At 59.2% G+C, this 20,083-nt stretch carries 23 protein-coding genes and 1 pseudogene; 13 read left to right on the top strand and 11 right to left on the bottom strand.

The window, feature by feature from the left end:
- Positions 1-91 precede the first annotated feature (91 nt).
- From TTER_RS12140 to TTER_RS12115, 5 genes are all read left to right on the top strand, one after another.
- On the top strand, positions 92-922 hold the full coding sequence (locus TTER_RS12140) for a hypothetical protein (RefSeq protein ID WP_012876333.1): 831 nt from the start codon (positions 92-94) through the stop codon (positions 920-922).
- A 57-nt stretch (positions 923-979) separates the two neighbouring features.
- Complete coding sequence (locus TTER_RS12135; RefSeq protein ID WP_012876332.1) at positions 980-1,207, top strand: SH3 domain-containing protein; 228 nt, start codon at positions 980-982, stop codon at positions 1,205-1,207.
- A gap of 252 nt (positions 1,208-1,459) precedes the next feature.
- A complete protein-coding gene (locus TTER_RS12130) occupies positions 1,460-2,590 on the top strand; it encodes a ScyD/ScyE family protein (protein WP_012876331.1) in 1,131 nt (376 codons plus the stop codon).
- Positions 2,591-2,827: 237 nt separating this feature from the next.
- Positions 2,828-5,605 (top strand): S8 family serine peptidase, encoded by a 2,778-nt coding sequence (locus TTER_RS12125; protein ID WP_012876330.1) that lies wholly within the window; start codon positions 2,828-2,830, stop codon positions 5,603-5,605.
- Positions 5,606-6,446: 841 nt separating this feature from the next.
- Positions 6,447-7,610 carry a glycoside hydrolase family 76 protein gene (locus tag TTER_RS12115; protein WP_012876329.1) on the top strand — a complete coding sequence of 388 codons (1,164 nt, stop codon included), beginning with the start codon at positions 6,447-6,449 and terminating at the stop codon, positions 7,608-7,610.
- A gap of 468 nt (positions 7,611-8,078) precedes the next feature.
- On the opposite strand, the gene TTER_RS12110 is transcribed toward TTER_RS12115, so the two are convergent.
- From TTER_RS12110 to TTER_RS12095, 4 genes are read right to left on the bottom strand one after another with little or no spacing between them, the layout of a single operon-like run.
- Positions 8,079-8,270, bottom strand: a complete 192-nt coding sequence (locus TTER_RS12110; RefSeq protein ID WP_012876327.1) for a hypothetical protein — start codon at positions 8,268-8,270, stop codon at positions 8,079-8,081.
- Between the two features lie 46 nt (positions 8,271-8,316).
- Positions 8,317-9,042, bottom strand: coding sequence for an ABC transporter permease (locus TTER_RS12105; protein WP_012876326.1), 726 nt, complete (start codon positions 9,040-9,042; stop codon positions 8,317-8,319).
- Positions 9,039-9,941, bottom strand: a complete 903-nt coding sequence (locus TTER_RS12100) for an ABC transporter ATP-binding protein (protein ID WP_012876325.1) — start codon at positions 9,939-9,941, stop codon at positions 9,039-9,041. The genes TTER_RS12105 and TTER_RS12100 overlap by 4 nt, the downstream gene beginning before the upstream one ends.
- A gap of 5 nt (positions 9,942-9,946) precedes the next feature.
- The gene (locus TTER_RS12095) at positions 9,947-10,384 is read right to left on the bottom strand and encodes a DUF488 domain-containing protein (protein WP_241215243.1); all 438 of its coding nucleotides are present in this window, start codon (positions 10,382-10,384) and stop codon (positions 9,947-9,949) included.
- On the opposite strand from TTER_RS12095, the gene TTER_RS12090 reads away from it, so the two are divergent.
- On the top strand, positions 10,383-11,210 hold the full coding sequence (locus TTER_RS12090) for an SMP-30/gluconolactonase/LRE family protein (protein ID WP_012876323.1): 828 nt from the start codon (positions 10,383-10,385) through the stop codon (positions 11,208-11,210). The two genes, TTER_RS12095 and TTER_RS12090, sit on opposite strands and share 2 nt — an antisense overlap.
- Before the next feature lie 30 nt (positions 11,211-11,240).
- On the opposite strand, the gene TTER_RS12085 is transcribed toward TTER_RS12090, so the two are convergent.
- Positions 11,241-11,867: a class I SAM-dependent methyltransferase gene (locus TTER_RS12085; protein WP_012876322.1), complete on the bottom strand. Its 627-nt coding sequence runs from the start codon at positions 11,865-11,867 to the stop codon at positions 11,241-11,243.
- Between the two features lie 211 nt (positions 11,868-12,078).
- Here TTER_RS12085 and TTER_RS12080 point away from each other — a divergent pair, with 211 nt between their 5' ends.
- Positions 12,079-12,552, top strand: a complete 474-nt coding sequence (locus TTER_RS12080; RefSeq protein WP_012876321.1) for an iron chaperone — start codon at positions 12,079-12,081, stop codon at positions 12,550-12,552.
- Positions 12,553-12,661: 109 nt separating this feature from the next.
- Here the strand turns inward: TTER_RS12080 and TTER_RS15455 are convergent.
- Together TTER_RS15455 and TTER_RS16220 are read right to left on the bottom strand one after the other, a co-directional pair.
- Positions 12,662-12,946: pseudogene (locus tag TTER_RS15455) on the bottom strand (MATE family efflux transporter); the annotation flags it as partial.
- Between the two features lie 131 nt (positions 12,947-13,077).
- On the bottom strand, positions 13,078-13,209 hold the full coding sequence (locus tag TTER_RS16220; RefSeq protein WP_277422785.1) for a hypothetical protein: 132 nt from the start codon (positions 13,207-13,209) through the stop codon (positions 13,078-13,080).
- A 28-nt stretch (positions 13,210-13,237) separates the two neighbouring features.
- Here TTER_RS16220 and TTER_RS12070 point away from each other — a divergent pair, with 28 nt between their 5' ends.
- The gene (locus TTER_RS12070; protein ID WP_012876320.1) at positions 13,238-14,158 is read left to right on the top strand and encodes a glycoside hydrolase family 43 protein; all 921 of its coding nucleotides are present in this window, start codon (positions 13,238-13,240) and stop codon (positions 14,156-14,158) included.
- Here the strand turns inward: TTER_RS12070 and TTER_RS12065 are convergent.
- Complete coding sequence (locus TTER_RS12065) at positions 14,155-14,583, bottom strand: recombinase family protein (protein ID WP_012876319.1); 429 nt, start codon at positions 14,581-14,583, stop codon at positions 14,155-14,157. The genes TTER_RS12070 and TTER_RS12065 overlap by 4 nt on opposite strands.
- A gap of 218 nt (positions 14,584-14,801) precedes the next feature.
- On the opposite strand from TTER_RS12065, the gene TTER_RS12060 reads away from it, so the two are divergent.
- On the top strand, positions 14,802-15,137 hold the full coding sequence (locus TTER_RS12060) for a hypothetical protein (RefSeq protein ID WP_012876318.1): 336 nt from the start codon (positions 14,802-14,804) through the stop codon (positions 15,135-15,137).
- Between the two features lie 295 nt (positions 15,138-15,432).
- On the opposite strand, the gene TTER_RS12055 is transcribed toward TTER_RS12060, so the two are convergent.
- The 3 genes from TTER_RS12055 to TTER_RS12045 form a co-directional block, all read right to left on the bottom strand.
- Positions 15,433-16,101, bottom strand: coding sequence for an SAVED domain-containing protein (locus TTER_RS12055; protein WP_169302697.1), 669 nt, complete (start codon positions 16,099-16,101; stop codon positions 15,433-15,435).
- Positions 16,053-16,526, bottom strand: coding sequence for a hypothetical protein (locus tag TTER_RS12050; RefSeq protein WP_012876316.1), 474 nt, complete (start codon positions 16,524-16,526; stop codon positions 16,053-16,055). Before TTER_RS12050 ends, TTER_RS12055 begins: the two co-directional genes overlap by 49 nt.
- A 121-nt stretch (positions 16,527-16,647) precedes the next feature.
- Positions 16,648-17,271 carry a hypothetical protein gene (locus TTER_RS12045; RefSeq protein ID WP_041425282.1) on the bottom strand — a complete coding sequence of 208 codons (624 nt, stop codon included), beginning with the start codon at positions 17,269-17,271 and terminating at the stop codon, positions 16,648-16,650.
- A gap of 354 nt (positions 17,272-17,625) precedes the next feature.
- On the opposite strand from TTER_RS12045, the gene TTER_RS12040 reads away from it, so the two are divergent.
- The 4 genes from TTER_RS12040 (at position 17,626) to TTER_RS15025 (ending at position 20,066) form a co-directional block, all read left to right on the top strand.
- A complete protein-coding gene (locus TTER_RS12040) occupies positions 17,626-18,171 on the top strand; it encodes a D-lyxose/D-mannose family sugar isomerase (protein WP_012876314.1) in 546 nt (181 codons plus the stop codon).
- A 43-nt stretch (positions 18,172-18,214) separates the two neighbouring features.
- The gene (locus TTER_RS12035) at positions 18,215-19,255 is read left to right on the top strand and encodes a LacI family DNA-binding transcriptional regulator (RefSeq protein ID WP_012876313.1); all 1,041 of its coding nucleotides are present in this window, start codon (positions 18,215-18,217) and stop codon (positions 19,253-19,255) included.
- 158 nt (positions 19,256-19,413) lie between these two features.
- Positions 19,414-19,788 (top strand): P-loop NTPase family protein, encoded by a 375-nt coding sequence (locus TTER_RS15030; RefSeq protein WP_012876312.1) that lies wholly within the window; start codon positions 19,414-19,416, stop codon positions 19,786-19,788.
- A complete protein-coding gene (locus TTER_RS15025; RefSeq protein ID WP_012876311.1) occupies positions 19,785-20,066 on the top strand; it encodes an ATP-binding cassette domain-containing protein in 282 nt (93 codons plus the stop codon). The genes TTER_RS15030 and TTER_RS15025 overlap by 4 nt, the downstream gene beginning before the upstream one ends.
- Positions 20,067-20,083 lie beyond the last annotated feature (17 nt).

Here is a 20,083-nt window from a genome sequence, read left to right as displayed (position 1 = left end):
CCACTCTATGGAACATGATGGCTCATGGTGCTTGTGCACCATAGTCTCCTGAATATAATATTCTATAGAAGCAAGCATATCGATCACCCAAATGTACGAGCACGACACGGAGACGCACGAGAGCGAACGTGATCCCATGGAAGCGCATGAGGAAGAGCGTAACAACTTGGATGACTTGTTGCTACTCTTCTTCCTGTTTGATATGGGAAACAGTACGAGCCGAGAGGACGGTAGCGCCGCTAGCGGCGGTGGTTGCTGCTTGTGGTCGCCGCTGAGCATAGGTTTCGTGCTGCTGGTAATTTTGCTAAGTCTGGTATGGCCGACATCACCACCTGCATATAGGCTACATATCACCTCGCCAGCAAAGTCGCACCTGCAGGTCACGAGCTCTCCTTTGAGGTTAGCTGGCACTATCAGCCCTGCAGGCTTAGAAGTCCAAGTGCTGAACACCTTCGGTCAGCGCGCAGACTATTACAACTACCTGGACTTGGACAACCCATGGGCAGAGTCCGCTAAATCAGATAGTAAAGGGCACTGGACAGCAACGGTACCCCTAGTGCCCGGCGACAATCGCATAGTGGTGAGCTTGGGATGTGATGAGCCCGATTGTGCTCCGAAGTTGGTCTACGAGGTGCGCTATACACCCCAGATAGACAAGAGTGTGCCGTTTGAGATCACCTCACCGGCAAGCGGCACCGCGGCCACGGGCAGCAGCTTGACCATAGAGGGCACCGCACCTCCCGACTCCATAGTACACTGCTTCTGCGCAAACTCATTCCTGTTGGACAGACATATCTACGCACCCGTGGACAGCACTGGGCACTGGAGCTTTCAGTTTGAAGTGGCACCCAACCAGACCTGGTACCTCATCACGCTCAACCTCAAGGGACAACCGCAGCATAGAAGGAGGCTTTGGATATAGCTGGGAAATAAGCCCAGCACTCCGGCGCCCCCGCTCTGGGGGGATGAGTACTACAAGGTGAAGGATCCATCCTTCTCCGGCCAGCCAGTCGATATGTACGCTGGGCCGGGCAAACATTACCGAGTAGTAGCAAGGATCCCGAATGGGTCCATAGTAGGGGTGGACAAGCGGAGTATATGGGATCTCCTGGAAGAGGGCTCGTGGGCGTACGCTGAGTTCAAAGGGGTCAGAGGCTACGTACCCGGAGAAGCACTATGGCCATTCATGAACCTTTTCAGACCTTAGTAGCAGCTATATTCTCAACATCAGAGCCTCATTACCACCTTTAATCCACCACTGCTACACGCTGCCTACAGGTGTGACAGTTAACGTCAGTTGTCGGTCATCTGCACACCTCATGAGGTGTGCAAGCTCCCACCGCAAGTGGGCGGCCAGATGACTTTCCCTCGGTACCCCGAGGAAGGAGGGGGCGACTCATGACCACGTAGACCTTTGCCGCTTATTAGTGAGCTGTTGCACAAATAGAAGGAGCCAATCATGTCTTACCTTAGATATATCGCCACTTGGGGCCTCGCATGCATGATATTGATGATCGGTGTGGTCTCACCAGCAAGTAGCGCCCAAGCGGCAACCGTGACGATAGTAGCCACCGGGTTAAACAATCCTCGCCACCTGGCGTTCGGTCCAGATGGAGCCATATACATAGCCGAGGCCGGCAAGGGTGGGTCAGGGCCATGTGTCAACGGTCCCGAGGGCAGGACTTGCTTCGGCAACACAGGCTCTATCACCAAGATCTGGCATGGTGGGCAAGCCAGAGTAGTCAGGGGTCTACCCTCTGCGGCCAGTCCCGATGGATCCTTCGCGATCGGCCCACACGATGTATCCGCTATCTGGTCAAGCATCCAGGTGCAAGATCATCGGGCATTGGACTACTTCGTGCTCATAGGCGGGGGCTTTCTACGGCCTGCCTTGGGCAAGTCAGGGGTGAACTTCGGTAGATTGATCAAGATACGACCAGATGGTGTCAGGCGCAGCAAAGCCGACCTGTGGACCTATGAGAAGCAGCATGATCCAGCAGGAGATGGCGCAGATAGTAATCCGTACTCCCTGCTCACGCTGCGCGGCCGGCACATAATCGCGGACGCAGGTGGCAATTCTCTTCTGAAAGTCCGTCGATCCGATGGACGCATATCCACTCTGGCGACCTTCCCCAAGAGGATGGTGCCCGGCCCGGACGGTCAACTTGTGAGAATGGATCCAGTACCAACTTCCGTGGATCAAGGCCCAGATAGGGCCTACTACGTGGGTGAGCTTACAGGATTTCCTTTCCCGAAGTTCGGTGCGAGAGTGTACCGCGTGATGTACGGCCATGAGCGAGAGGTGTACGCTCGTCGCTTCACCAACATCATCGACGTCGCTTGGGGGCCAGACAATAGCTTGTACGTGCTCGAGATGTTCAAGAACAGCCTAGCCAACGCCAATCCCCAGGATCCGTCCAGCTTGCAGGGTCGCCTTGTGCGCATCAGGCCGGACGGCAGCAGGACAACGGTAATGTCTGAGGGTCTGTATGCACCAGGAGGAGTAGCTGTCGCCGAGGATGGCACCATCTACGTGACTAACTGGGCCATACTCCCAGGAAAGGGCGAGGTGCTGCGCATTCAGCGTTAGTTGCCCTTGAAGGTATCGCGCCTTGGTGGGTGTCTTTCCACCAAGGCGCTTTGGGTTGCAAAGCTGCTGCAGATGCTCATGGTGGGCCATCGATATCCAGCACATGCCAAAACTACACTTCCGTGCAGGTAATAGGGTCACGAAAACTATACTTTGGAGGGTTGTGGAGCAGATCACTCAAGGTTACACTTGACGCATTACAGCTGCTGGCTAAGACCGGCAGGAGGAGGATGCCAAATGGAAAGGTTTCCCAAGGAACTCAGGCATGGGTCGGGCGCGATCATGGTGCTCGATCCCACACATCTGTTGCTCTCGTTCAGGGAGCCGCAATCCCCTCAAGACGTGGAGGAACGGGTGAGGGAGTATGGGATGGCGCTGGCAGCGCCAGGAGGACCGACACCAGGGATTGAGCGCGGTCTCGAGCGGGTGCCGCGCCCGGCCAATCCTTTTGAGGTCATCAACCACACCGATCGTCGCTTCTGGGTGCGTTCACAAGCCGGGAGCATCGACCAGGAGAGGTTCAACGCTCTACAGAACGCCATGGGTGATGCGCTGGAATGGATAGGCCCTGTGTACCGGCTCGGCAATGTGCCAGGGCTTGGGGGGCTGGTCTGTCCCCTGCCCAACGTCCTGCTGCTGCGTACGACGCAGCCCGGGGAGGAGGTTCAGCGCAACCTCGATCGCAGGCTGAAGCGCTATGGCCTGTCAGAAGTACGGGAGAAGTCACAGTACCTTGGCGAGTACCGCTACTACGTGCTCGATCACCCCGAGGACCGCAATGCGTATGAGCTGCAGAGCATGCTGCTGGAGAGCGAACGCGAGTTGGTCAGCGATGTGCAGTTCGAGACCATGCCCATGGTCGTACCCATCACGGCTGTGCCCAACGATCCACTCTTCCCGCGTCAATGGGACATGACGCGCATCCAGGCTGGGGGGCCCGGCAACACAGGCTGGGATATATCGACGGGGGCAGCGGGGACGATCGTCTGCGTGCTCGACCAGGGCTGTGACCTGACCCACCCAGATCTCCAGTTTGCTCCGGGTGCAGCAGGCCAGGGCATCAACTTAGGCACTATGGCTCCGCCGGGATCACCCACAGGCCCGCACGGCACAGCCTGCGCTGGCATAGTGCTAGGGCGCTTCAACAACTCGGCGGGTGTGGCGGGGGTCGCGGGAAACTGCAGCCTGATGCCGGTGGCGTTCCAGAACTGGACGGATGCGGAGTGCGCTGCGGGTATCAACTGGGCGGCCAACAACGGCGCGCGCGTCATCAGTATGAGCTTCGGTGTCTACGCCCCAGGCGATGGCTTCGGCCCCACTGGGTGGAATTTCGCCATAATCGATCCAGCGATCAACAACGCTGTCAACACCAGAGGGTGCGTGCTGGTGGCTGCCACCGGCAACGAGAACACCGGCGTCATCAACCGCTATCCAGCCCGCAACCCCCTGGTGATAGCTGTAGGGGGATCCGACCAGGCAGATAACCGCAAGAACCCAATGAGCGCTGACGGCGAGTGCTGGGGCGCAAACTTCGGTCCTGGCATATCTGTGGTTGCCCCCTGCGTGCAGATCCCCACGACGGATATCCAGGGAGCAGGTGGATACAACACCAACAATGGTGGTCCTCGGCTGGTAGCATGCGTGAACTACCCTAGCTGTGGAGATGCTGCCGGCGACTACTTCTTCCAGTTCAACGGCACCTCATCGGCAACCCCACACGTGGCGGGACTGGCCGGCGCTATCCGCAGCCAGTATGCTGCGCTGACACCCGGGCAAGTGCGAGACATTATAGAGCGCACGGCGGACAAGGTTGGGGGAGCTTATGCCGATGCACCCGGCTTTCCAAACGGCACGCGCAACAACCAGATGGGGTACGGGCGCATCAACATGCTACGCGCACTGGACTTCTCCGACGTGTTTATCAAAGATTGGACGGGAGATACGGGAGTTGAACCCTCTACCCCTCCTGGCAGTAACTTCTGGACTTTCTCCGACATCGTCGTGCGCATCACGGACGACAATGTGTTCGACCCAGGTGATCCCAGCAAGTCCAGCAATGTGGAGCGTGGGCAGACCAACTACCTGTACATAAGGGTGACCAACAATGGCCCGAGGGAAGCGCGCAACGTGACGGTGAGCGCGCGCATCACCCCTTATGTTGGGCTGGAGTTCGTCTACCCTGCCGATTGGACATCGGTAGATGCTACGCACGTGGCGCCCACGCCAGTCACTGCCACCTTCCCCTCTATCCCCGCAGGGGGTAGCGCGATCGCTAAGTTCACGATATCCTCCTCCCAGGTGGATACTTTGTGGGGGTGGATCAGCGGCATGAGCTGGCATCCCTGCTTGCTGGCGATGGTGAACGCCGATAACGACTATGCCTTCACAACGGTGAGCACCGCGGGAGGAGGGCTTGTTGTCAGGCGCAACAACCTGGCACAACGCAATCTATCGGTAATCGACGTGCTCTCGGCGACTACGCTCGCCTTCCCGTTCCTCGCAGGCAACCTGTTCAACTCCGAACACACGATGGAGATCCTGGTGGATCGGAGCCGGCTACCGATGGCTATCCCCCTCTACCTCGGCCTTGACGAGGACGGCAAGGCTTTCCCGCAGGTGGACCTGACTGCCAAAACCCCAGGTGATGAACAGATGGAGGGGGGCTTGGTGTTCATTGAGCGCACACGCGTGGAAGCCATGCTCGGCTGCTGTCGGGGTATCCTCACCCTGGAGAAGGGATCGAGGTTCGACTGCCCGTCGGCGACGGGTATCGGGGAGGTAAGCGTGAAGGGAGGAGAGGTGATCATCCGCGGCGGCAAGCGGTTGGTGGAGGTACGGGAAGAACAGGCGGTTATCCGCGTGGAGAAGCAGCCCAACCAGCTTCACCCAATGGCGCTGCGGCTAGAGGTGCCACGCGAAGCACAAGGTGGCGAGGAGTATCTCGTGAGCGTCGCGCAGCGCAACGAGGCGGGTCAGACGGTCGGCGGCGCAAGTGCGCTTTACAGGGTAAGGTGAGTCCCAGGATCAAGACATAGATTAAGCTCGCACACCTATCCGGGCAAGGGCCTGAGGTACTCCTACTCCGAAGGCCCTACCTGCCGTTGTCCCAAGTCCTCAAAGCCGCCAATCTTAGGAGCACCGACCAGCTGACGCGACCAAAGTGCTATCTGTGAGCTGTGCAGCTCACAGATAGCACGAGCTTACGGCAAAGATGCTGATGTGCCGAGAGCCTGGCTGCAGGCGCGCTCCTCAGGTCTGGATATCCCGCCGCCACTCGAAGGGTCGCAAGCTGTACAACAGCAGCAATACCCTGTAGGAGTGCTAATCTATTCGGCGATCACATCACTCGACGGCTACGTGGCGGACGAGCACGGGAACTTCGATTGGGCTGTGCCCAGCGAGGAGGCGCACACTTTTGTCAATGACCTCCTGCGGTCCGTCGGGACCTATTTGTACGGGGACCGAATGTATGATGTGATGATGGGCTGGGAGTCCGTTGGCGCAGCATGGAGGAAGCACCGGATGCTGCCAAGCAGTTTGCCACCCTCGAAAGCGCTCGCCCTTTTAACGGGATGATCGCCAGCCAAGTCGAATGCTGCGCGTGCAGAGCGTTCGTCGGTACGGCCTGCGAAGACCTCCTAGAACAAGATTCTTCAGCGCCTAAAGTCGTCGCCGAGTGTGCCTCTTGCCATCGAACCGCTAGTCCATGTGGCGCTGGCCAGCGCCCGAAAATTATATCTATAACACCTGAAATAATAACCCTTTTGGGCCCTATATATCTTGCACTTAATCGTATAACTCTGTTATCCTGCACGCCATGGACGTGATCCAACAAGTTCTGCAGGAGGTTAAGCGAATGGTAGGCAGGAGGTTGTGGTATCTAGGCTTGGCGCTCGTCGTGGCTGTGGTATCTGTAGCCTACAGCTCATCAGACACAGACGCGCGCTCAGGGCAGGAGAAGAACCTGCGCAGGGCTATAGCTTCCTATGATGCTATGCAGCGCTACTTATACTTGCCCGATGTCAAGCTCTACAAGGAGCAGTACCCAGAGCAGCCTGGACAGAATCCCTATTCTTACGTGTGGCCGTTCTCCCAGGCGATGGCTGCAACGATCGACCTGGCCGGTATCCGTAAGATAGGCGCCCAGTACAAGGACGACGTAGGCGACAGGCTGGAGGGGGTAGAGCTCTACTGGAACAACACCACTACCCCACCTGGGTACGACTCCTATGTGCGCCCGCCACTGGGTTGGGGCGGTGATAAGTTCTACGACGATAACGAGTGGATAGCGCTCGAGCAGGTGCAGTGGTACAGGATGACCGGCGACCAGCAGGCACTAGCACGCGCCAAGCAGGTCTTCGACCTGGTGGTGTACGGTTGGGATAACGATCCCACGCACCCCTGCCCCGGAGGGGTCTTCTGGACGCAGGCTTCCTGGAGTCGAGACCGCAACACCGTGAGCAACGCCCCTGGGGCTGAGCTTGGGCTGCACCTCTACGAGATCACCGGCGACCGCTACTACTTCGATTGGGCCAAGCGCATGTATGACTGGGTAAATACCTGCCTGCTGGCTCCCAACGGTCTGTACTGGGATCATATAGACCTGGCCGGCAACATCGAGAAGACCCAGTGGTCCTACAATCAGGGTACCATGATCGGTGCCAGCGTCCTGCTCTACAGGATCACCGGTGATAGCCAGTATCTCCGAAGGGCCGAGGCCATAGCTGATGCTGCTCTAGAGTACTACGGAGGCGCTGGTAGGCTGTACAGGCAGGACCCACCCTTCAACGCTATCTTCTTCAAGAACCTGCTGCTGCTGGAGTCGATCAACCACGACAAGCGCTATCGCAAGATGATGCAGGACTACGCTGATGAGATGTGGCGGTCCGCGCGTGACCCGGAGACCGGGCTGTTCGTGTTCGAGGCTACCAAGCCCACCTCCCTCCTGTATCACGCGGCGATGGTACAGATCTACGCCACATTGGCGTGGTCGCCCCAGGACTACGACCTGATGGCTTAGAGCGCTCAGCCGCCCCTGGGAGAACTTGTCGCGACCTCTCAGGGGCGGTACAATCCTCGAGAGGTGAGGCAATGCGATACAGGTGCCGGAGCTGCGGTTATGTGTTCTCAGCGGGAGCCGCCAAGCGGAATAGGTGGGGGGACGCCGTGTGTCCGGCATGTGTCAGCCCCAACATAGAGCGAGAGACCCCTAGGCTCCGTGAGATTATCCGTACCTACGTGCTCTTCAACGCCATATGAGGAGCACCCCAAGCGTGTCAGGTCGACACCGGCAACCACATCCTCAGATCCACCATAGATGATCTAGGATAATCGGATCCACACCCAATGCCCGTATGGCACCTGCCGTGAGGGCCCGATCCGGAACGGCTGCAAGCTCATGCTCCGCCTAGAGGACGAGGTGAAGGGGCGACAGCTCCGGACGGATACCCGTCGCCCGCAAGATCCCTATGGCTGGGCAGTGAGCGCCCTACCGCCCTAGGTAGCCGGGAGAGCCCTTATCGGTGTACTGCCCGGGATCGGGGCCTCTCTCCTCCGAACCCTCTGTTTGGCTCCCTCCTGGCTCTTCATCGAAGATGCCCTTCTCAGTTGCCTTACGACTCTTCTCCTCAGCGGTGTTCCTTTCAGGTTGGCTTTCTGGCCTCTTATCCTTGCGCGACATGTCATATCACCTCCAGGAGATGACTGCGCAAGGATCACGCCAAGGGCTACTCCCACTTGAAGGTGGTCACAGCTGCCCCAGGGGCAAGGATCGTCCAGAAGAGGAGAACCACCACGTTGAGCGTGCTTGGTCTGCCACCGGTGATGAGGGATTGCCGCAACAGCTCCGCCAGCGCCGCCGTGGGCAGGAACCTGACGACCGAGCCGATGGCATCTGGCAGCCTGCTCAGCGGCACGACCACTCCCCCAAGCAGCATGAGCACCAGGTACAGCGCGTTGGCTATCGCCAAGGTCGCCTCCGCCCGCAGCGTCCCAGCCATCCACAAGCCCACGCCCACGAACACCGCAAGCCCCAACAACAGCCAGATCGCGACCAGCCACACCTCACCTTGCGGGCGCCAGCCAAAGGCCCACCAGCCCACCAGCCACAGCAGCAGCACCTGGCAGCATACCGTCAGCAGGGTGGTCAATCCCTTGGCCAGCAGTAGCTGTGGACGTGTCAGTGGGGTTGCCCCTAGCCGCTTGAGGAAGCCGTACTGCCGCTCGAAGGCCGTCGCTATCCCCAGGCTCACCATGCCGGTGGACATCACCGCCAGCGCCAGCAGCCCTGGCATGACCTCCGCGACGCGCCGGCTGCGGTCGGGTGAGAAGAACGGGACGCTCCCCAGGAACACCAATAGGAGCAGGGGAATGAAGATCGTCACCAACAGGCCCTCCCCCCTACGGAGGGCTAGCTTGAGCTCGAACTTGAACTGCGCCCAGGTGGCCCTCATAGCTCAGCCTCCTCCTCACCCGTGAGCTCCAGGAAAGCCTCCTCGAGGGATGCGCTACCAGCGCGCATCTCCAGCAGGAGCACTCCCTGCAGCGCCAGATCTTCCGCCAGCACCCTAACCGCCTCGGGCGTCGCCTCCACTTGCGCGGTATACCATCCATCTGCGCCCGCTTCCAAGGGCAACCGTACACGGGATAGATCCACTGGCCGATCGGTGCGGCAGGCTATCCGGCTCTTGGCGCCCGCCATCAGCGCGCCCGGAGTATCCACCGCCACTAGCCTCCCTCGATCTATGATAGCCACCCTGTCAGCCAGCTGCTCGGCCTCCTCTATGTAGTGAGTGGTGAGCATGATCGTCGTGCCCTCAGACCTCAGCCCCCTGAGCATATCCCAGGTGGAGCGCCTGGTGTGTGGGTCGAGTCCCGCGGTGGGCTCATCCAGGAACAGCACCGACGGCCTACCCATCAGGGCGAGCGCTAGCGATAGACGCTGGCGCTGCCCGCCGCTCAGGCGTCGAATTGGGGTGTGGAGAAATCCTCCAAGGTCCAGGCGCTCGGCCACCTCTTCGGGGCTCTCGGCATTCGGGTAGAACTCGTAGAACAGCTGCAGCAGGTCCAGGGGCTTAGCAGTTGGGTAGAGTCCCCCCTCCTGCAGCATCACCCCCACCCGCCGGTACAGCTGCCGCTTGTCACGGACGGGGTCAAGCCCCAGCACGCGAACCTCCCCACTGTCCGGACGCCTGAAGCCCTCCAGCGTCTCGATCGTCGTGGTCTTGCCCGCGCCGTTGGGACCAAGCAACGCGAAGAACTCTCCCTCCCTTACCTGGAAGGAGAGGTCGTCCACCACCAGTCGGGAGCCGTAGCGCTTGGAGAAGTGCGTCACCTCGATAGCGTAGCTCATAGCCCTTATTCCTCCTCCAGTAGCTCGCGCAGGACCTCGGCGTTGCTGTGCTCGACGTCCCTGGTGGCGGTCAGCAGCACCAGGCGGCCCTCCCTCGCCTTACGCCTAAGATGATCGAGGAGCTGCTGACGATCCTCCGACAGCAGCTCCTGGCGGTACCTGTGCCTGAACTCCGTCCACTTCCCGACGTCATGTCCGTACCACCGGCGCAGCTCGTCGCTCGGCGCCAGATCCTTGAGCCACTCGTCCAAAGGCAGGGAGTCCCTCTTCACTCCCCGGGGCCACAGCCGGTCCACGAGAACCCTGTAGCCCTCCTCGGGCTCGTCGTACACCCTACGTACCAGCACCATAAGGATACCTCCTTCCATAGCTAGTATATATCCTTGCGCATCGCCGGGGCCCTTGTGGGATACTGGTTGTATATCCATCGAAGGAGGTAGCATGCTGGCTTTCTCTCCACCCGTGAGGATCCTGGACGGATTGGGGTTCCCCGAGGGTATCAACTTTGGCCCCGACGGCACCCTCTACTGCGTCGATATCTACCGAGGCAACGTCTGCATCATGCCCCCGAGAGGCGAACTCGAGGTGCTGGTGCACACTGGTGGAGGTCCCAACGGCTCGCGCCTTGGCCCCGATGGCAAGCTCTACGTGGCGGACAACGGCCTCCGGGCTATCCTGTGCGTCGATCCGCAGACGCGCTCCTGGGAGGTCGTAGTGGACGAGTACGAGGGCAGGCGCTTCCTAGGCCCCAACGACCTGTGTTTTGCCGCCGACGGCACCCTCTACTTCACCGACCCCATGGGATCAAACCCCTCCAACCCCATAGGCTGCGTCTACTCGCTCTCCCCACAAGGAGAGCTTAGGCGTGTGATCGCTGGACTGGCGTTCCCCAACGGGATAGCCATCACGCCGGACGGAGGGGAGCTCCTGGTGGCGGAGACCCACACAGGCATCCTCCATCGCTACGCCCTGCAGCAGGACGGGACCGTGCTGGAGGTCGCGCCACTGGCCAAGCTGTCGCCTGCATCCGACAACAGCTCAGGGCGGGAGTGCGGCCCAGACGGCATCCGCTTCGGTCCAGATGGTCGCCTGTACGTGGCCCATTTCGGGGCGGGAGTGGTGCAAGTCCTGACCCTGGAGGGAGAAATCGTCTGCAGCATCCCATCGGGAGGACCCACACCCACCAACCTCGCATTCTGGAGGGATGCCCTCTACGTGACCGATGGCACGGCGGGCTCTATCTTCCGGATCCCGCTGCGTCGGAGCTAGGTATCCACTCCAAGGGCCTCGCAGAGGCGGTCACCCGGCTCGGAACAGCGCTAGGTACCCCAGGCTGCTCCCTTCCCTGCGCTGGAAGCGGAAGCCAGCAGCTTCAGCCCGTGAGCGCAGCAACCCGAAAGGTACCATATGCGGGTCTGGCAGCGACTCACCGACGACGAGGCGTCCTCCCGCCTTCAGCACGCGACGGAGCTCACGCAGAGCTGCGTCCTGACCCTCCACCTCACCCAGGGTCGCGACCAGGTAGGCGGCATCAAAGCTGGCATCCGCGTACGGCAGCTCCCTAGCGTCTCCACGCTGAGGATAGATGTTGGTTATATCCCGCTCCCTGGCGCGCCGCATCATCAGATCGAGCATCTCCTGCTGTAGGTCGAGGGCGTGCAGCTCACCAGGAGCTACCCACTGGGCAGCGTGGAGGGCATAGTATCCTGATCCGGGCCCCACCTCAAGCACCCTCTCTCCCGGCAGGGGCTCGAGCATGCGCCTCAACCGCTCACGCCCCAAGAACGGGCGCGGCAGTTCTAGGACGACGCGTTGGCTGTAGGGGCAAGCCGACGGAGCACAGCGGGCGCGGATGACGCCCACCAAGGCCACAGCTCCTCCCATGAGGGCTGCCAAGTACGCTAGTTGCCTGCCTCTTATCTTCATAATACATATTCTCCTGGAAACACGTCTCTCTATGATACCAGGGGGGCAATAGCAGGTGTCGTCGGGCAGCATGCCAGTCGGCCATTTTATGTAAAGTATGTACGACCGTATTGGATGGTTGACGCCGGTCCGATGGACGTTTATACTGGACCCACCCACACACAGCGCTGGGACAAATATATCATATCGTATTGTATTGTAAGGAGGCATGATGCCAGAGCAAGATAATCCCCAGGAATCCGCCCGCAGCGGGCGAGCAAGGTCTGCTTCTTCTAAGGGTTTCTCCGCAGAGGAGCGTGCGGCCATGAGGGAGCGCGCCCGGGAAGTAAGCTCCTCGAACAAGACCGATGGCGAGGCGGCCGTGCTGGAGAAGATCGCCGAGATGCCGGAGCCCGATCGCAGCATGGCCGAGAGGCTGCACACCCTTATCAAGGAGGCTGCTCCCGAGCTTTCTCCGCGCACCTGGTATGGGATGCCTGCCTACGCCAAGGACGGCAAGGTGGTTTGCTTCTTCCAGAACTCCCAGAAGTTCAAGTCGCGTTACTCAACACTGGGCTTCAGCGATGTAGCCAACCTCGATGAGGGGGATATGTGGCCCACATCCTTCGCACTACAGGAGCTGACTCCCGAAGTAGAGGAGAGGATACGCGAACTCGTTCGCAAGGCAGTGAGCGTCCGAACCTGACTACTCTCAAGCCGGTCCTGTGTGGGTCTCCTGGTGGGGATTGCTGCCAGCTTGATACCCTAGGATGAGGGTCCAAGGGGGTATGCGGGATGTGGTCTCTGCCCTTCCCACTTGCCCTCATCAGCGCCGCGAACACCTGGGCATGCCCGAACACCAGGTAGCCCCACAAAGTGATGTACAGCAGCTCCCTGGCTATCTCCAGCGTCCTCCCATCGGTCAGAAACAGCCCCAGGATCTCCCTGGCAAACAGGTACACTCCCACCACCAGCATCCCACCCACCAGGTAGTTGAGCCCCACCCCGCTGCGCAGCACCCCACGCAGCCTCTCCAGCTTGCCTGCCCCTATTGCCTGGGCACCGAAGATACACACTGTGACCTCCAGGCTGACGGTCACATGGTTAGCCTATAGCAAGAACCAGGTCTAGTTCCTGCAGACCACATTCGGGATGATATATGGTCTCGAAAGCAAGGGTGTCTACGTCTCGTCCTGCATGACAGGGGAGCGCGTTGATGCTATACTGCCAACTATCCTGATGGGAAGAGGTAGATGCGGCACATAAAGTGGATCTTGATGACAGCCTGCGTACTGCTGGCTGCTTGTGGGGGAAGCACTTCCCCCACAAGCAGCACACCTACGAACACAGCATTGCTTTCCACACCCACGGTCCCCAGAAAGGAGGGTAACATGGGCACCCCGACAGGGACTTTCACCAACCCAGTGTACGATAGCAACTTCCCGGACCCGTTCGTCCTCAAGGAGGGAGACACTTACTATGCCTTCTCAACCACCTCGGGAGGCAAGCACTACCCCACTCTTATATCCAAGGATCTAGTGCACTGGGAGGAGGGCCCGGATGCCATGCCCAAGATGGCCGAGTGGACGGCTGGCAACACCTGGGCACCGGAGGTGCTCAAGCTACGCAATGGTCTGTACCTCATGTATTACACGGCGGAGTGGATCGACGTCGGGCTGCAGTGCATCGGTATAGCGGAGAGTCGCAGGCCATTGGGGCCCTACGTGGATCGGAGCAAGAAGCCATTCATCTGTCAGCAGGAAGAGGGGGGGGCGATAGACGCAGACCCCTTCCGAGATGATGATGGCAGTCTGTACCTTTATTGGAAGAATGACGGCAACAGGATAGGGATAAATACTTACATCTACGGCGTAAGGCTTTCCCCTGATGGTCGCAGGATGGTCGGCAAACCCAAGCGCCTGCTGGCTGGAGAACCCAACTGGGAGATCAATTGGATCGAGGCACCGTTCATGTGGAAGCACGAGGGACGATACTACCTGTTCTACTCTGCCAACGCCTATAACACCTCGGACTATGCCGTAGGGTACGCCACCTGTCAGAGCCCGTTAGGACCATGCAAGAAGGCGCCAGAAAACCCCATCCTGCGCTCAAGGTGCGACGCGGCCGGACCAGGTCACAACTCCATTACGGTAGATAAGCAGGGCCGACCTTGGTTCGTCTACCACGCCTGGCACCCTGACGCTATAGGTTCGATAGAGCCCGGACGGGTGCTCTGGATCAACAGGCTCGTTGTAGAGCGTGGCAAACCCAAGGTGCTGGGCCCCACCTGTGAGCCCCAGCCCATCCCCTAAGCACGTTCTTCGTCCTGCACTATCCTGCCGGACTCCAGGTCATACCTGTAGCCCCTGGGCATCCTCGCTACGTAGATCGGTATATGCCTGTTACGCAGGCCATTTAGGAACAGCTCGAGCATCTTCGTCTCGTAGCGAGCTATCCTGTCCACCCGATCAACGATCACCGCCGATGCCCTGCCCTCTATTAGAGCCTGCATCAGCGCCAACAGCCCGGGCCGCGAGTCGCTGGTGGGAGGCCCCTCGTCGGCAAACACCAGCTCCTCGCTCGTGGTGTATCCCAGGTCCACCGCCAGCTCCTCGCACATCTCGCGCTGCCTCTCCGGAGGGGTCCTGTCCCGATCTGAGCCCACAGGCTTCCTGGTGTAGATCGCCGCCAGGCGGCCAGCACCGACTTTGTGCGTGTCTTCTCTCTGAGTACTCATGCTATAGATTGTAGCCTCCACAGCCAGATATGTCTAATCTCTTTCGAGCAGGGTACATCCCAACAATAAACGGTGCGACCCATCCAGAGCATTCACACGGAGACCATGGTCGCTCGCACACCCCACGAAACCCACGTCTTGGGCGCGAGTTTACCGACCTAACAACGAGATGTTGTAAACTAGATGCTATCTATCTCAGTGAGGGGGAAGGAGTCTACATGAACGATTCGGGGAACACCAGGCTTTTTGCTGCCATAATCGAGGTGCTGCTAGGTTGGATGGGCTTCCTGGGGGTGGGTCACATTATCCTGGGCTTCAGCGAGCAACGCCGCAGCTCCATCAAACTAGGCGTGGCACTGCTCCTTGGTTGGTGGGTTCTTGGCCTGCTCTCCGCAGGATGTGCCATCTTCACCCTTGGCCTTGGGATGCTGTGCCTGCTGCCCGCAGCTCCGATCTACCTGCTTATACCGGTCCTGTCAGGCCTCGCTATCGTGAAGCCTGAGTCAAGTGTGGGCAGGTTCCTGCAGGATATAGAGGCCAGATTTGGCACCTGACCAAGAAGTAAACATACTAATCCTTTGGAACCCCCTAGTACTGGTCTAAGAGGCTATCGCGGGAACTAGATTGCGCGCTCGAGGCTGACTCATATCGATGCTATCCCGCGAAGCCATTCTAAGCACTGTCTGAACTCTAAGAGAGTAACACTTCAGCCTGAGATCTATCAGGTTAGGATATCATCAGATTAGCATTACCATCCCAGCAATGTCGTGCGCATGTGGAAGACAACCAGTTTCCCCACTCTGCCGCGTCTCGTGCCTCAGAACCACTCAATAGGCTGGTCGTGCTAGCTTATAATAGTTGGAGTTTGTTCAGGTCCAGCACTCTTATGTAGGTTTGTCTTTCCCTAAACCAGTTGTACACAGTCACCTGCATCTGCATCCCTAGCCCCATACCTATAGCAAACGCCATAGCGATGGGAGCGCTGAGCACCAGGTGTATCCTAACACCCTCTTGCCCTCCCAGACGCAGCAACTCACTCACCACCTCGCGCATCACCTGTAGCCAGTCTTGGTCTCTACTCAAGTGCCCATTATATTTGTTGTCCAAGCAGATGAGGGACCATTTATTCTTCTGAGCGAAAGATCGAGCTGCAGCCCCCGGATTGTGCGAGCTCAGGCCCAGAGCCATACACACGTCGTTGCCATCAGTAATCAGTACTTGTTGCTTATTTATGTAATCATAGTTTGGGCCCACCCGTTGCTTCAGGATATGTGGGGAAATATTTGATAGATCTATGACACGCAGATAGCGATAACTCCCAGATAGAGATCCGTTGAGCTCTGAGACTGGTTCGGGTGCGACGTTGTAGTGGTACACGACCACCTTCTTGAGACAGTCTATGCTCGCTCCAAGCCCCACGGCCAGGGCAGCTGGACAGTTCAGGAAAATGTGGAACACGACGTCTCTCCTCACCCGAGATTCGATGTGGTCCACAGCCTTGCGAAATTTCTTGACCAAAGCCTCCCATTCTTGCATCTTTCTGGACAGGTCATCATCTTTATAGATGATGTAGTCTTCACGGGACAACTTCCACCAGCGCTCATAGTCCTCCGGCGAAAGCCTAGTGGACTCAATATCTCACGTACCTCTCGCTCTATCTCCTCTCGCACATGCTTCTCCTTGCCAACGATCACTATAAGGGGAATATGTGGGGTTGTTAGCGAGTTCCTTATGATCCTGTACTCCTTCAGCACCCTATAGATAGTGAACATCACCATAGCTATAGGTACTCCCCAGCGCACACCCGACGGCAGAAAGGACAGGAAGGGCACACCAAAGATGATGGCCAAGGTGTTGCCCACAAGCGTCTGGTTCCTCTCGAAAGCCTTGGAGAGGGAGTTCCAGCCTAATCTTAGCCTGGTCCTGTAAAGTCCTAATCCCATACCCCGAAAACTCGGTATACCGTGTCTACTTTGCTGCTGAATCTCGGTAATGCGATTATAGCAAGCATCTAGGTTGGTGTACGAGGCTTGCCTTATACCTAAGCATACACGTAGAGCGAAGCTAGGAGCGCTGCCGGATGTCCACTATCTTAGGCTCACCCTCCACCAAGGCGACGTCGAACACCGCCTCCGTGTGCAGCTCCTGGACCTCTACCTCCGCTATCCCCAGGTCTGCATAGGCTCCAACCGTGGCCACGACGTCCACCGGTCTGACAGATCCATGCGCTGGTTGAGAGCTTAGCTGGAGCTGGGTGACACGGATGTCCGCTTGCTGTCCACTCTCTTGCTCCTGGCTCCTGATCTCGTCCACGATCTGTGATGTCTGCTCCCTTGCTCTGCCGTGAGTTCGTGCGAGCGCCCCCTCGTAGTCCTCGGAGTCGATAGACTCAAAGTAGGCGTGCACTACTTTCTCCGCTTGATCTTCGGATGGAACCGGAGGGGACGTCGGGGTGGGAGTGGCCAGGTGCATTGGGGTTGGGGTCGGCGTCCACACAGTAGGCATAGCACTTGGAAGCACCGCGGTGGGGATCACGCGGATCGTTGGGCTCGGCAGCAAGACAAACGTAGGGGTTGGGGGGTGTCTTCTACTCGTGACATCCTCTCCGTCCCTCATGCTGAGATAGATCACCACAGCTAACACTATCGACAGCAGGGCGGCGGCCCAATACAGCATCCTCATGCTCACGATGCACCTTCCACCCGGATCGCAATAACCTGACCAAGGAACAATCCCTACTGAATGCGAACAACTACTTACACGCAGGCAACATCCTGGCGAAGTGCTTGGGTATAAACCGTGGGAAGACGCACGGCTAACAGGATGCAAAAGGACTAATGTGGCTCCTGACCGTCGGATGTCTCCTGCCCTGCACCAAGCACCGTTAATACCGATACAACCACTTGAGAGAAAGTAATACCAGTTTGGGGGGCAGTAAGGGTACCATAAGACAATACGTACGATCTCAGGGGTGAGCGCTTATTGACCTTAGCTAGAGTAAAGTCTAAGATTACTTCGCCATCAAAGATCGGAGGTATGGAGATGCTGAGCAGGGAGGAGTACAGGAGGGCGCAGGAGAGGGCGGCGCAGATGCTGGAGGAGGCGGGCATAGTCCTCACCCCACAGGAACGCGCCCAAATAGAGGTGGCCGACTTCGGGCTGGGAGACCTGGAGCACACGGGGTTGCAGCTGGTGACCTACATCAACACCGAGAGGGTGTGTACCAAGGAGCTGGTACTCTTCCCCCACCAGACCTGTCCCGAGCACAGGCATCCCCCGGTGGGGGATGATCCGGGCAAGGAGGAGACCTTCAGGTGCAGGCGTGGGCTGGTGTACCTGTACTTGGAGGGGGAGCCCACCCCCTCTCCCAAGGCCAGGCCCCCACAGGGCAGGGAGCACACCTACACCGTGTGGCACGAGATCGAGCTGCATCCAGGGGAGCAGCACACCATCCCCCCCAACACCCTCCACTGGTTCCAGGCGGGGCCCGAGGGGGCGATAGTGTCGGAGTTCTCCACCCGCAGCAGGGACGACACCGACATCTTCACCGACCAGGAGATAACACGCGCCACCATGGTGCGGGACTAGCGATTTGAGCTAGAATGTCCCATAGAGCTGCTAGAGGTGGGACGTGAAGAGACAGGTGACCCTACACGACGTCGCCCGGGATGCCGGGGTATCTATAAAGACGGTGTCGCGCGTCGTTAACGGCGAGGAGCACGTCAGCCCAGGGACGAGGGAGCGTGTGCTGGCATCGGTGAGGAGGCTGGGCTACCGCCCCAACGAGGTAGCGCGCAGCCTCAAGGGCGGCGGCTCGCGCATGCTCGGCCTGCTGATCGCTGATATCTCTAATCCCTTCTACGCCTCCATCGCGAAGGCCGTCGAGGACGAGTCGAGGCGAGCTGGCTACTCGCTGGTGCTGTGTGCCTCCTCCGAGGACGTGGACAGGGAGCGAGAGTACGTCGAGATGCTGTTCCGGCGCCGACTCGAGGGCCTGCTGTTGGTGCCGGCGCCTAACGGGCATGACTACCTTCGTCGGGAGATCCAGGCGGGACTGGTGGTCGTGGCGATCGACCGACCAGTGGACGGGCTGGGCGTGGACACTGTGCTGGTAGAGAACCGCAGCGGCACATATGCTGCCCTGCGGCACCTTATCCTGCACGGGCACAGGAGGATTGGCTTTGTGGGAGCTGAGCATCAGCTCTACACTGTGCGCGAGAGGCTTGCGGGGTATGAGCAGGCCCTTCGGGAGTCGGGTTTGGAGCCCATGGTGGAGCTAGATGCCCCGGACGCGCCCAGGGCGGCAGCCGCCACTCGCAGGCTGCTCGAGCTCCCGTTGCCCCCTACAGCGCTGTTCTGCGTAAATAACCTAGCTACACTTGGGGCGCTGCAGACGCTGCGAACTCTCGGTCTCAGGGTACCGGAAGACGTCACCTTGGTCGGCTTCGATGACTTCGAGCTGGCTGAGCTCCTGCACCCGACGCTCACTATGGTACGACAGCCTACTGAGGAGATGGGTAGGTTGGGGGCCCGCATGTTGCTGGAGAGGCTGAACGGGGAGTACACGGGGGAGCCTCGTAGGGTTGTACTGCCTACGCAGCTCATGTTGAGGGAGTCCTGTGGCTGTCGTCGGAACATTGATCAAGAGTCGGAGCGGTGTACGCTGCCCTGAGCTATGCTGGGACATAGTGGAGGCTGCTTCCGGTATCCACCTCAGCGCTTGTGTTAGACATGCCTCATCTAACACCTTAGAGCTGACCTGTTCCAAAGACCATGCCTACCTCCCGGTCTGGCGGATATCGACCATCACCTCTCCTGGGGTTCTGGTAGTTGCCAGAGCAGGGCGCGCTCAGGGGGGTGACTTGCCGGCTGGTGCCGGACAAGCTCAACGTCCTGGTGGAGTCCCACGGCGCTGATAGGATCACCCTGCTGGACTGCATGACCGGCATCCTGCCAGCCAGCGGGCAGATGGAGCTGCTTCCCATGGCCCAGATACTGTACCTCACCCAGGAGCTGTTCTTCTCCCCACAGATGCGAGGTAGGGATTTGGCCAAGTGCCTCTGCCGGCTGGGAGGGCTAAGGGCCAGCCACAGGGTGGAGGACTACCAGGAGGGATTGGACGCCAGGGAGCGAGAGATGCTGGCCCACCTGTGGGACCTCAAGCTGGGCAAGGCTTCCGCTGGGGAGCCAGGTGGCTGTTCGTGACGCTGCTGACGAGGATCGATCGGCGGCTGTACCTGTTGGAAGAGCCCACCAGCGGTGTGGATCCCACCTCCAGGCTGCGGATCCTGGGCAGGCTGCAGCGGTTGGTGGAGGATGGCAGGAGCTGCCTGGTGTCCACCCACCAGCCGCAGGATCTGCGGTACGTCGATGCCCACCTGATCTGCCACGAAGCACGTCTCCGTCCTCAGGTACCATGCTGGAGCCGGGTGCGTGTGGTGTCTACGGTCTCTGCACGCTGTGTATCATACGGACTGCTCTGACGCCCTGCGTGCCTGGG

The organism is Thermobaculum terrenum ATCC BAA-798, from assembly GCF_000025005.1.
GTDB classification, from domain to species: domain Bacteria; phylum Chloroflexota; class Chloroflexia; order Thermobaculales; family Thermobaculaceae; genus Thermobaculum; species Thermobaculum terrenum.
The sequence above is the reverse complement of the archived record's forward strand: the minus strand, read 5'-3'. Positions and strand labels throughout refer to the sequence as shown.

Bases quoted from the DNA above. Each gene is read 5' to 3' on its own strand.
- TTER_RS12140 (WP_012876333.1), top strand. From the start codon at position 92: ATGTACGAGCACGACACGGAGACGCACGAGAGCGAACGTGATCCCATG.
- TTER_RS12130 (WP_012876331.1), top strand. From the start codon at position 1,460: ATGTCTTACCTTAGATATATCGCCACTTGGGGCCTCGCATGCATGATA.
- TTER_RS12125 (WP_012876330.1), top strand. From the start codon at position 2,828: ATGGAAAGGTTTCCCAAGGAACTCAGGCATGGGTCGGGCGCGATCATG.
- TTER_RS12115 (WP_012876329.1), top strand. From the start codon at position 6,447: ATGGTAGGCAGGAGGTTGTGGTATCTAGGCTTGGCGCTCGTCGTGGCT.
- TTER_RS12110 (WP_012876327.1), bottom strand. From the start codon at position 8,270: ATGTCGCGCAAGGATAAGAGGCCAGAAAGCCAACCTGAAAGGAACACC.
- TTER_RS12105 (WP_012876326.1), bottom strand. From the start codon at position 9,042: ATGAGGGCCACCTGGGCGCAGTTCAAGTTCGAGCTCAAGCTAGCCCTC.
- TTER_RS12100 (WP_012876325.1), bottom strand. From the start codon at position 9,941: ATGAGCTACGCTATCGAGGTGACGCACTTCTCCAAGCGCTACGGCTCC.
- TTER_RS12090 (WP_012876323.1), top strand. From the start codon at position 10,383: ATGCTGGCTTTCTCTCCACCCGTGAGGATCCTGGACGGATTGGGGTTC.
- TTER_RS12095 (WP_241215243.1), bottom strand. From the start codon at position 10,384: ATGCTACCTCCTTCGATGGATATACAACCAGTATCCCACAAGGGCCCC.
- TTER_RS12085 (WP_012876322.1), bottom strand. From the start codon at position 11,867: ATGAAGATAAGAGGCAGGCAACTAGCGTACTTGGCAGCCCTCATGGGA.
- TTER_RS12080 (WP_012876321.1), top strand. From the start codon at position 12,079: ATGCCAGAGCAAGATAATCCCCAGGAATCCGCCCGCAGCGGGCGAGCA.
- TTER_RS12070 (WP_012876320.1), top strand. From the start codon at position 13,238: ATGGGCACCCCGACAGGGACTTTCACCAACCCAGTGTACGATAGCAAC.
- TTER_RS12065 (WP_012876319.1), bottom strand. From the start codon at position 14,583: ATGAGTACTCAGAGAGAAGACACGCACAAAGTCGGTGCTGGCCGCCTG.
- TTER_RS12060 (WP_012876318.1), top strand. From the start codon at position 14,802: ATGAACGATTCGGGGAACACCAGGCTTTTTGCTGCCATAATCGAGGTG.
- TTER_RS12050 (WP_012876316.1), bottom strand. From the start codon at position 16,526: ATGGGATTAGGACTTTACAGGACCAGGCTAAGATTAGGCTGGAACTCC.
- TTER_RS12040 (WP_012876314.1), top strand. From the start codon at position 17,626: ATGCTGAGCAGGGAGGAGTACAGGAGGGCGCAGGAGAGGGCGGCGCAG.